Origin of the sequence: Pandoraea cepalis, assembly GCF_902459665.1 — a bacterium.
Lineage (GTDB): Bacteria > Pseudomonadota > Gammaproteobacteria > Burkholderiales > Burkholderiaceae > Pandoraea > Pandoraea cepalis.
Genome location: NZ_CABPSL010000025.1, coordinates 50,943 through 59,858 on the forward strand (window position 1 = coordinate 50,943; position 8,916 = coordinate 59,858).

Here is an 8,916-nt window from a genome sequence, read left to right on the forward strand (position 1 = left end):
TTAAACAGTATTCAGGAACCACCCATGCAAAACGCACAACACCAAAGCCTAGTCGGCTTCATCTGGAATATCGCCAACAAGCTGCGCGGCCCCTACCGTCCGCCGCAGTACCGCCGCGTGATGCTGCCGCTGATTGTTCTGCGTCGCTTCGATCTGGTGCTGGCCGAAAACAAGCAGAAGGTGCTGGATGAAAAGAAGCGCCTGGAAGACAAAGGCATCACCGGCCCTGCGCTGGAAAAGGCGCTGTCCCGCATCGCCGCCACCGACCGCAAGCAGGAGCTGTTCAACACGAGCGGCTTCACGTTTGAGAAGCTGCTTGGCGATGCTCCCAACATCGCTGGCAACTTGATCGCCTACATCCAGGGATTCTCGCCGCGCGCCCGCGACATCTTCGACAAGTTCGAGTTTGAAACCGAGATCGCCAAGCTGGACGAGGCGAACCGGCTTTTCCTGATCATCAAAGAGTTCTGCTCCGCAGACGTCAACCTCTCGCCCAAGGCCATCAGCAATTTGCAGATGGGCTACCTGTTCGAAGAGCTGGTGCGGAAATTCAATGAGCAAGCCAACGAAGAGGCCGGGGATCACTTCACCCCGCGTGAAGTCATTCGCCTGATGGTGCAGTTGCTGTTCACCGGCGAGGACGGCATCTACGAAAAAGGAATCTACCGCAGCGTGTATGACCCCACAGCGGGCACTGGCGGTATGTTGTCCGAATCGGAGAAGTTCATCTGTGGCGACGGCTTCACAAGCGGGCTGAACCCGGACGCACATATCGAGCTGTTCGGCCAGGAATACAACCCCGAGTCATACGCCATCTGCTGCTCCGACCTGCTGATTAAGGATGAGCCGATCAACAACCTGATCTATGGCGACACCCTGGGCATCAAGGACGCCAAGAACAAGACCAACGGCTTTGTGCCGCACGACGGCCACCCGGACAAGAAATTCCACTACATGTTGGCCAACCCGCCCTTTGGCGTGGAGTGGAAGCCGGAAGAAGATTTCGTTCGCGAGGAGTACGAAGACCAAGGCTTCTCTGGCCGTTTTGGCGCTGGCCTGCCACGCATCAACGACGGCTCGCTGCTCTTTTTGCAGCACATGATTTCCAAGATGCACCAGCCACCCAAGCTGGTCGATGGCAAGAACGTCGGTGGCGACGGCTCCAAAATCGCCATCGTGTTCAATGGCTCACCCCTGTTCACCGGTGATGCCGGATCGGGCGAGTCCAATATTCGCCGCTGGATCATCGAGCGCGACATGCTGGACGCCATTGTCGCTATGCCAGACCAGATGTTCTACAACACGGGCATCTATACCTACATCTGGATCGTTAACAACAAGAAACCCCCTCATCGCCAGGGCAAGGTGCAGTTGATCGACGGCACGCGCCATTTCAAGAAGATGGACAAGAGCTTGGGCAACAAGCGCAATGAGCTCTCCGATGACCACATTAAGGAATTGGTGCGCCTGTACGCGGAGCACGACCGCGATGCGGAAAGCGAAGTGTTGGTGGACGGCAAGCCTGAACGTCGGGTTTGCAGCAAGCTCTTCAATAACCGCGAGTTCGGCTTCCTCAAAATCGCCGTGGAACGCCCGCTGCGCTTGAACTTCCAGGTCAGCGCCCAACGCATTGCCAAGCTGGATGAGCAGAGTGCTTTCGCCAATCTGGCGAGCAGCAAGAAGCGCAAGGACGATGCAGCCTATCGCGCCGAAATTGCAGCAGGGCAAGAAACACAAGCGGCGATCAAGGCAGCTCTGGAAGGCACGGGCGGTGAAACGCTCTACCGCAATCGTCCCGCATTCGAGTCGGTGCTCGAAGTCGCCTTGAAAAAGGCCGGTATCAAGGTCGGTGCGCCGATCAAGAAGGCCATCCTGTCTGCGCTATCCGAGCGCGACCCCAAGGCCGACATTTGTCTGGATGCCAAAGGCAACCCTGAACCGGATGCCGAACTGCGCGACACAGAAATCGTGGCATTGCCGGAAGACATTGCCTTGCCGCTGCCGCTGGGCTACGACAACGAAACTGGACACGACAAACTGTTGGTACTGGTCAAAGACCACTGTGAAGACTACCTCAAGGCAGAAGTTCTGCCACACGTTGCCGATGCGTGGATTGACTACAGCAAGACCAAGGTTGGCTACGAAATTCCGCTCACTCGGCATTTTTACGTCTACCAGCCGCCGCGCCCGCTGGAAGAAATTGCAGGCGAAATTAGCCAGCTGGAAAAAGACATCATGGCTATGCTGAGTGAGGTGGTGTGATGGCGCTTTATCCCCAGTACAAGAAATACAAACCGACTCGCTGCGCTTGGCTAAAGGAAATACCAGAGCATTGGGATTTCAAGCGAATAAAAAATGTGGCCACACATAACGATGAGGCACTTGATGAGCGAACTGATCCTGACTTGGAAATCGACTACGTAGATATTTCAAGTGTCACACTGACGAAAGGGATTGAAAAAACCGAGACAATGCTATTTGAGAAGGCACCATCCCGTGCAAGGAGAAAAGTAAAGGATGGCGACATTATCGTTTCCACCGTTCGGACATATCTCAAGGCAATCGCGCCTATTTGCGAGCCGCCAGAATATATGGTCGTTTCAACCGGCTTTGCGGTTATTCGCCCCAAAGAAAACCTTCATTCTGGCTTTGCAGGCTATTTGCTGCAATCCAATGGATTTGTCGGTGAGGTGGTCGCTAATTCGGTCGGCGTCAGCTATCCAGCCATCAATGCCAGTGACCTTGTTCGGATTCCAGCCGTAGAACCACCTTTGGACGAGCAGCGATCCATTGCCCGATTCCTCGATTTCAAAACCGCACAATTTGATGCCCAGATCACTAAGCAACAGGCTCTGCTCGACAAGCTAGCCGAAAAGCGCACTGCGTTGATCAGCCATGCCGTCACCAAGGGGCTAGATCCATCGGTGTCGATGAAGGACTCGAAAGTTGAGTGGCTTGGTTCAATCCCGCAAGACTGGAAGGAAACCAGGGTCAAGTTTTTAGGTGAGCTAATCCTTGGGCTAACTTATTCCCCAGATGATGTTGTGAGCGATCGTGGAACCCTTGTTTTGCGATCTTCAAATGTTCAGGATGGAAAAATATCACTTGACGACTGTGTTTATGTCAGCTGTGATATACCAAGGAAGATCGTAACAAAGGTAGATGATATTCTGATTTGTTCGCGAAATGGTAGTCGCGCGCTTATTGGAAAGTGCGCATTGCTGACTGAAGAAGTTAGCAACCAAGCATTCGGTGCGTTTATGACTGTTTTAAGGTCAAAGCATGCCAGATTCTTGTACTACGTCCTTAACTCGACGCTTTTCAAATTCCAATCTGGTCGATTTCTTACGTCAACAATCAATCAGCTTACAACGCAGACGCTGGGGGATTTTGAAATAGCGCTACCGTCAGAGGAGGCGCAAGCAGCCATCGTCAATTATCTCGACAAGGCTACTGATGCAATTGATGCTCAATGCAAGAAAGTGCAGTCCGTTATTGATCGATTAACCGAATACCGTGCTGCTTTGATCACCAATGCCGTCAGCGGAAAAATTGACGTGCGTGGTTTTGAAATTCCGCAGCCCGCCGAAGGGATGGCCTTATGAATGGAGGCAGATCCAAATGGCGTTGAACGCGCAGGGGTATTTCAATTGTCTAAAGTCCTATCTGAATACCAACCACTACGGCGAGCCGCAGGCCAGTGCTGGCGAGGTGGTGTTGAAGGAGAAGGTTTTCGGTCAAAGCGGAAGCAAGCCCATTGAATACAAGGTGAACCTGCAGGCCACGGGCGAGACCTTGGTGATCAAGCTGGACGCCAAGAAGAATGGCTCGTCACTGCCGCTATTTCACTTCCTGGACGATTCCGCCAAGCCCTGGTCGAAGCGCTGTGACTTCGTGGTGTTCAACCTGCGTAAAAGCAAACTGCATGTGTACTGCCTTGAGTTCAAGTCAGAGAGCATTCCGCATGACGTGCCGGATCAGTTGAAAGCGAGTGTGGATTGGCTCAAGGCGCTGCATGCCACCATCAATGCCTACACCACCAAGCGCAGTGCGATTCAGGCCACCAAGTACGTGCTGAGCAATCATCCAGACCCGACTCCGTATCTAGATGCGGATGGCAAGTACCTGCAGCGCGATCACACGATACGCCACTATCGGTATGCCGACCTCAATGACATGGCGCTGGCGGATTTGGAAAACAGCAATATTGAGGTGATTCGCTAACAGGCCGAATCCAACACATTTAAAGGGCGAGAAAGATGCACAAAGAAATCGACTTTGAAAACGACATCGAGCACGCGCTGATCAGCAGCGGTGGCTACGAGAACGGTGACCCCAACACCTACGACCCGGAAACCGCGCTATTCCCGGAGGATGTCGTCGCCTTTGTGCAGAAGACGCAGCCCAAGATTTGGACGCGCCTGACCCAGCTCGACGCGGTCAAAGCGCCAGCGATGCTGCTGGACAGTTTGGTGAAGGAGCTTGCCGCCAAAGGAGCCCTGGCGATCTTGCGCGAGGGTTTCAAGTGCGTGGGCAAGACGGTGCGGCTGGCCTACTTTGCGCCCAACACCGGGCTCGACCCCGCAAGTACCGAGCGTTACGACGACAACCGCCTGACCATCGTGCGGCAGGTGAACACCAAGAGCGGGGCCATCCCTGACGTGGTGTTGGCGGTGAATGGCTTGCCCGTGGCCACGCTGGAGCTGAAGAACCCGATGTCGGCCACACACTGGAACGTGGAGAACGGGAAGTATCAGTATCGATTTGAGCGCGACCCCAAGGAGCTGTTGTTCGCCTTCAAGCAGCGTTGCTTGGTGCATTTCGCGGTGGATACCGAGCTGGTGTTCATGACCACCAAGCTGGAAGGCAAAGACACGTTCTTCCTGCCCTTCAACCTGGGGCAGGAGAACGGCGCGGGTAACCCGCCAGCGGCAGGGGATGTGCGTACCGCCTACCTTTGGCACAAGGCGTTGACCCGTGACAGCCTGATGGACATCCTCGCCCGCTTCATCCATCTGGATGTCGAGGAAAAGACCGTCGTCACCGAAAAAGGCATCAAGCGCCACCGCAAGGAGTCGATGATCTTCCCGCGCTACCACCAGTTGGACGCGGTTCGGGCACTCACCGACCACGCCCAAGCACATGGTTCAGGGCACAACTACTTGATCCAGCATTCCGCTGGCTCGGGCAAATCGAATTCGATTGCTTGGCTGGCGCACCGGCTCTCCAGCCTGCACGACGCCAACAACGAGAAGATTTTTCATTCGGTGGTGGTGATCACCGACCGGCGTGTGCTCGATCAGCAGCTGCAAGACACCATCTTCCAGTTTGAACACAAGCTGGGCGTGGTGCAGAAGATCGACGAAAACACGCAGCAATTGGCGAAGGCGCTGGCCGATGGTGTGCCGGTCATCATTTCCACGATCCAGAAATTCCCCTTCATCACCCAAGCGATCCGCACGATGGAGGCCAACGGCAAAGGGGTGGCCATCTCGACAGCGGGCAAGCGTTTCGCGGTGATCGTGGACGAGGCCCACAGTTCGCAAAGTGGTGAAACCGCGATGGAGCTGCGCAAGATCTTGAACAAGGACGGCATTGAATCCGCCATTGCCGAGCAGTTGCTGGATATGGACGACGATGCCTTGAGCGAAGAGGCGAAGAAGGAGCTACTGCGTGAACAACTCAAGCGCGCCAAACAGCCCAACTTGAGTTTCTTTGCCTTCACCGCAACGCCCAAGTTCAAGACCCTGGTCGTTTTCAATGAGCCCGGCCCCAACGGCAAAGCGCCGTTCCACCACTACAGCATGCGGCAAGCCATCGAGGAAGGCTTCATTCACGACGTGCTGGCGCACTACACCTGCTACAAGCGTTACTACAGGCTGATCCAGAAGGTGGAGGCTGATCCCGAGGTACCGCGCCGCAAGGCCGCCCGCGCACTGGCGCGGTTCGTCGAGTTTCACGACTACGAGATCGCGCAGAAGGTCGAAGTGATCGTTGAGCACTTCCGTACCCATACCCGCCACAAGATTGGCGGTCGGGCCAAAGCGATGGTGGTGACCGGCTCGCGCGAGCACGCCGTGCGCTACAAGCTGGGGTTCGACAAGTACATCAAGGACAAGGGCTACACCGACGTGAAATCGCTGGTGGCTTTCTCCGGCGAAATCACGCTCAAAGAGTTCGCTGACAAGAAATTCACCGAGGTGAGCATGAACAACGGCATCAAGGAATCCGAGCTGCCGGAGAAGTTCAACACCGAGGAATACCAAGTCTTGCTGGTGGCCGAGAAGTACCAGACGGGCTTTGACCAGCCACTGTTGCACAGCTTATACGTCGACAAGCGCTTATCCGGCATCCAGGCGGTACAGACACTGTCGCGCCTGAATCGCACGACACGAGGCAAGACCGACACTTTCGTGCTCGATTTTGTCAACGAGCCTGCGGACATCTACACCGCGTTCAAGCCCTATTACGAGACAACGGACAAGGGCGACGACACCGATCCGCAACAGCTCAACACGCTGGCACATACGCTGGCTGGCTGGAAGATTTACACCGAGGCAGAGGTCAGCGCTTGGTGCGAGATTTGGTTCCGCAACCGGCTGACCCCCACTGGCGGCGAGCACAAGAAATTGAATGGCCTGCTCGATCTGGCGATTGAGCGATTCAAGAAACTCGGGGAAGAAGACCAGAGCCTGTTCAAGGGGCAACTGGTCAGCTTCCGCAATCTGTACAGCTTTGTTTCTCAGATCGTGCCTTACCAGGACTCCGATCACGAGAAGCTATACACCTATGCCCGTTTCCTGCTGACCAAGCTGCCGCGCACGACGGACAACCGGACGGTGCAGGTCGACGATGAAGTCGAGCTCAAGTACTACCGCCTGCAAAAAATCAGCGAGGGGGCAATTGATCTCAAGGCGGGCGAGGTGGATGCGCTTGACGGCCCGACCGATGTGGGCACAGGTCAAGCAGACGAGGATGTGCAGCTTTCGACCTTGGTTGGCAAGCTCAATGAGCGCTTCGGAACAGAATTCACCCCAGCCGATCAGCTCTTCTTCGATCAAGTCCGCGAAACCGCCGTGGCCAATGAGCAGTTGCGACAAGCGGTCATGGCCAACAGCATCGAAAACTTCGAGCCGGTATTCAACAAGCAGCTCGAGAACCTGTTTATTGAGCGTATGGACGGCAACGAAGAAATCTTTGTTCGCCTGATGAATGACGAGGCGTTTAGGAATGTTGCTGCGAGCCACCTGATGCGTGCCGTGTACCAACAAGTTAAGTCGGCGGAGAATTGATATGACACTCAATCTCGCAAAAATCGAGCTGCAACAGCAAATGATTTGTGACCTCCCCCCGAAAAACCGTAGCATCCAAAACTAGAGATTTCTGGCAAATTTGAAGCCCTGACGGGCAGGGGATTTGCAATGAAAAGATCGAAGTACACCGAAGAGCAGATTGCGTTCGCACTGAAGCAAGCCGAAGTGGGTACCATGGTGGCAGAAGTGTGCCGGAAGATGGGTATTTCGGAAGCCACGTTCTACAACTGGAAGAAAACGTACGGCGGCCTCGGCGTTTCCGAGCTGCGGCGGCTGAAACAGCTGGAAGAGGAAAACGCACGGCTCAAGCGCATGGTGGCCGACCTCAGTCTGGACAAGCAGATGCTGCAGGAGGTGGTGCAAAAAAAGCTGTGAAGCCGGCCCGTAAGCGCGAGCTGGCTGACTTTTTGATGCAGGCGTATCGGGTGAGCATTCGGCGCGCGACGGCGGTGCTGCAGTTGCGTCAGGCCACGTATTTTTATCAACCTCACCCGCGCGATGACCGTGCTGAGCGACGACGTATCCGGGAGATCGCCCAGACGCGAATACGTTACGGCGTGGAGCGCATTCATGTCCTGCTGCGACGCGAAGGCTGGCTGATCAATCACAAGAAGACGTACCGGATCTACTGCGAGGAATGGTTGAATCTGCGGCGTAAGCGACCACGCCGTCGTGTTGCCGCAGCACATCGCATGGAGCGCCCTGAAATCTCTACCGTGAATGCCTGTTGGAGCATGGATTTCGTGGCCGATCAGCTGTTCAACGGGCAGAAAATCCGGGCCTTAACTGTGGTCGATAATTTTAGTCGGGAGAGCTTGGCGATTACCGTCGATTATGCCTTGAAGGCGGCAGATGTGGTGGCCACAATGGGGCATCTGAAAGCGCTGCGCGGTACACCGAAACGCATACAGGTCGATAACGGAAGCGAATTCATTTCGCATGCGCTAGATCACTGGGCGTATGAAAATGGCGTAACCTTGGATTTCTCTCGGCCAGGCAAACCCACGGACAATCCGTTCATCGAGTCGTTCAATGGCAGTTTCCGGGATGAATGCCTGAACGTGCATTGGTTTCTGTCATTGGACGACGCTCGTGAAAAGATCGAGGACTGGCGACAGGACTACAACGACTTCAGACCGCATAGCTCGCTAGGCGATTTGACTCCGGGCGAGTTCCGACTCGCACACCTTGACGCCGGAAATCTCTAGGTCAAGGTGCTCGGTTAAGCGGGGGGAGGTCATGGGAGGAGCAGTGGGCGCGGCTTGATGCGGCCAGGGGGGAGGCAGACCCACGGCGGGCCAGCTAATGCCCTTTATGAACTCAAGCCTGACTGGGCGCTCGAGTTGGGCTCCATGTCGGACGACCTTGAGGCGGACTTAGAAGCTTGTATTGCTGCGCTTCAATATGTGAAGGTTAAGGACGCTGCGGGTCACTAGGAGCGATAGGTTAGCCGAGGAGCGTTGTTGTCTTTGCAGCACTGAAATAAGCTGAGGCCACCTTTCGGGTGGCCTCGGTTGCTCTCAAAAAGGGGGTGTCAGAATTTCCGTGTTCAAGGCGAGTTGAGAATTACACGGACGGTCGAACGAATCGATCCGCGTAAAGG

At 55.2% G+C, this 8,916-nt stretch carries 5 protein-coding genes; all 5 read left to right on the forward strand.

Annotated features, from left to right (window positions below; all coding sequences use genetic code 11):
• The first annotated feature begins 24 nt into the window (after positions 1 to 24).
• Positions 25 to 2,262, forward strand: a complete 2,238-nt coding sequence (locus PCE31106_RS22040) for a type I restriction-modification system subunit M (protein ID WP_150564663.1) — start codon at positions 25 to 27, stop codon at positions 2,260 to 2,262.
• Complete coding sequence (locus PCE31106_RS22045; RefSeq protein WP_150564664.1) at positions 2,262 to 3,605, forward strand: restriction endonuclease subunit S; 1,344 nt, start codon at positions 2,262 to 2,264, stop codon at positions 3,603 to 3,605. The genes PCE31106_RS22040 and PCE31106_RS22045 overlap by 1 nt, the downstream gene beginning before the upstream one ends.
• A gap of 16 nt (positions 3,606 to 3,621) precedes the next feature.
• The gene (locus PCE31106_RS22050; RefSeq protein WP_150564665.1) at positions 3,622 to 4,224 is read left to right on the forward strand and encodes a hypothetical protein; all 603 of its coding nucleotides are present in this window, start codon (positions 3,622 to 3,624) and stop codon (positions 4,222 to 4,224) included.
• A gap of 35 nt (positions 4,225 to 4,259) precedes the next feature.
• Positions 4,260 to 7,292 (forward strand): type I restriction endonuclease subunit R, encoded by a 3,033-nt coding sequence (locus PCE31106_RS22055; protein WP_150564666.1) that lies wholly within the window; start codon positions 4,260 to 4,262, stop codon positions 7,290 to 7,292.
• A gap of 129 nt (positions 7,293 to 7,421) precedes the next feature.
• Positions 7,422 to 8,521 (forward strand): IS3 family transposase gene (locus PCE31106_RS22060; RefSeq protein WP_437343841.1). Its coding sequence is split into 2 segments (ribosomal slippage): positions 7,422 to 7,677 and positions 7,677 to 8,521, totalling 1,101 coding nucleotides; the frame shifts between segments, so codons are not numbered across the junction.
• The last annotated feature ends 395 nt before the right edge of the window (positions 8,522 to 8,916 follow it).